Annotated in this window: 2 rRNA genes (1 of these 2 cut by a window edge); both read left to right on the top strand. The window is 50.6% G+C overall.

Annotated elements, in window-relative coordinates:
• A 23S ribosomal RNA gene (locus ACNI29_RS13865) occupies positions 1–1,243 on the top strand (it extends 1,691 nt beyond the left edge of the window).
• 99 nt (positions 1,244–1,342) lie between these two features.
• A 5S ribosomal RNA gene (gene rrf, locus ACNI29_RS13870) occupies positions 1,343–1,457 on the top strand.
• The last annotated feature ends 1,043 nt before the right edge of the window (positions 1,458–2,500 follow it).

Raw genomic sequence — 2,500 nt, forward strand, 5'->3', positions numbered from 1 at the left:
CTGGTTAAGGAACTCGGCAAAATGATCCCGTAAGTTAGCGATAAGGGATGCTCCAGACGGTGAAGTTATATACTCTCCGAGCTGTTTGGAGCCGCAGAGAATCGGGGGGGGCGACTGTTTACTAAAAACATAGGTCTCTGCTAAGTCGTAAGACGATGTATAGGGACTGACGCCTGCCCGGTGCTGGAAGGTTAAAAGGAGGTGTTAGCTTCGGCGAAGCTCCGAATTGAAGCCCCAGTAAACGGCGGCCGTAACTATAACGGTCCTAAGGTAGCGAAATTCCTTGTCGGGTAAGTTCCGACCTGCACGAATGGCGTAACGATCTCCCCACTGTCTCAACCAGAGACTCAGTGAAATTGAATTACCGGTGAAAATGCCGGTTACCCGCGGTAAGACGGAAAGACCCTGTGCACCTTTACTATAGCTTGACATTGGGTTTAGGGCTATCATGTGTAGGATAGGTGGGAGGCTTTGAAGTCGGCACGCTAGTGTCGGTGGAGCCAACCTTGAAATACCACCCTTGATAGTCTTGAATTCTAATCCAACGCCGTCATCCGGCTTGGAGACAGTGTCTGGTGGGTAGTTTGACTGGGGCGGTCGCCTCCCAAAAAGTAACGGAGGCTTGCAAAGGTTCCCTCAGGCTGATTGGAAACCAGCCGTTGAGTGCAAAGGCATAAGGGAGCTTGACTGTAAGACAGACATGTCGAGCAGGAACGAAAGTTGGTCTTAGTGATCCGGTGGTTCCGCATGGAAGGGCCATCGCTCATAGGATAAAAGGTACGCCGGGGATAACAGGCTGATCGCGCCCAAGAGTTCACATCGACGGCGCGGTTTGGCACCTCGATGTCGGCTCATCACATCCTGGGGCTGAAGCAGGTCCCAAGGGTTCGGCTGTTCGCCGATTAAAGTGGTACGCGAGCTGGGTTTAAAACGTCGTGAGACAGTTTGGTCCCTATCTACCGTGGGCGTAGGATAATTGAAGAGGGTCTGCCCCTAGTACGAGAGGACCGGGGTGGACGAACCTATGGTGTTCCTGTTGTCGCGCCAGCGGCATTGCAGGGTAGCTAAGTTCGGAAGGGATAACCGCTGAAAGCATCTAAGCGGGAAGCCTGCCTCAAGATTAGTTATCCCTATGCTTTTGCATCTAAAGATTCCAGGGAGACCACCTGGTTGATAGGCCGGAGGTGTAAGTGTGGCGACACATTCAGCTGACCGGTACTAATAAATCGTGCGACTTATTTTTCTTCTCTTCCCTTAACTTTAACCCCAAAAGGTTGAAGCAAAGGGTAAAATTCTTCTCTATTAAACCATATATTTTTGCTCATCGAAGCAAGCCATATTTGCTTGCGACCATTGAGGAGAGGTCACACCCGACCCCATTCCGAACTCGGAAGTTAAGCTCTCCATCGCCGATGATACTGCTGGGTAGCCAGTGGGAAAGTAGGTCGTCGCAAGCTTTTATTTCAAGCCCCTGAACTTAGGTTCAGGGGCTTTTTTTTGTTCCGCACATACTCAGGATGGGGGCCGGATTGTTAAGTGGGGCGTGTGAGGGCCTCCGGCGGCTTAAGAGGAAGGGGAGACCCCCTTTGCTAGCGCCAAAAGGGGGTCTCCCCTTCCTCTTAAGAATCTCCATCCCCTCTACCCAAACGCGCTTTAGTTGGGGAGAGCTGTTGTTTAGAGCTCTTAGAAGAAAGATATACCCCAAATAATTCCAAAAACCCCTTGACCCGGCGGCGGGTTTTCCATAGAACCACTCTTCTCGACGCAGCAATGGCTGGAAGTCACAAGCGCGTCGGAGTTTTTTTTTGAGTAACTGCAAATTTGCGGTTGACAACGGGAGCGGGTTCACTTAGTTTCCCAATCCGCACTGAGCGAAAGCAACGTGCCTAGATCATTGAAAAAATGTTTTGAGAACATCGAAATTAATGATTGACATGGACGGCCGGTTTGAATAGATTCCGCCTCCGCACTGAGCGAAAGCAACGTGCTAAGATCATTAACTAATTGAAAGTTTGAGACTCGAAGCTTGGCGCTTCGCATCGATTTTTAGAGCAGGTTTTGGAGAGCGGGTATTCTGGACGAATCCCACCGAAGCCGGCTCGGGGCAGAGCGAAGCACTACTAAAAAGTTTTGAAGAGTCCAGAGAAACTTTTCCAAAAGTTTCTTTGGCCCTCGGAGAGTCCCCCGGAAGGGTCGCCGAAGGCAGCGCCGCAAGGCGAAGAAAACTTTCACAAATCTGCAGGACAGCAGATTTGAGCGTTTCCTGAAAAGGCAACGCCCCGAAGGGGTGAGCCACAGGAAGTGGCGAATAAAAAAATGATTGACAAGCGGACGGCGATTCTCTAGATTGCCCAACGCACCGACGGAAAGAGGTCTGAACGACTGAAGCTGCCGGGATCATTGAAAAACAAATTTCAGAAAGTTGTTGACAGCGGATGCGAACTTCACTAAGTTTCAACGCCGCGCCGCTTGAAAAACAGCGGGTCAGCGAGTTTCAAAA

Source organism: Maridesulfovibrio spiralis (SeqCode) (assembly GCF_048571135.1).
Taxonomy (GTDB): domain Bacteria; phylum Desulfobacterota; class Desulfovibrionia; order Desulfovibrionales; family Desulfovibrionaceae; genus Maridesulfovibrio; species Maridesulfovibrio spiralis.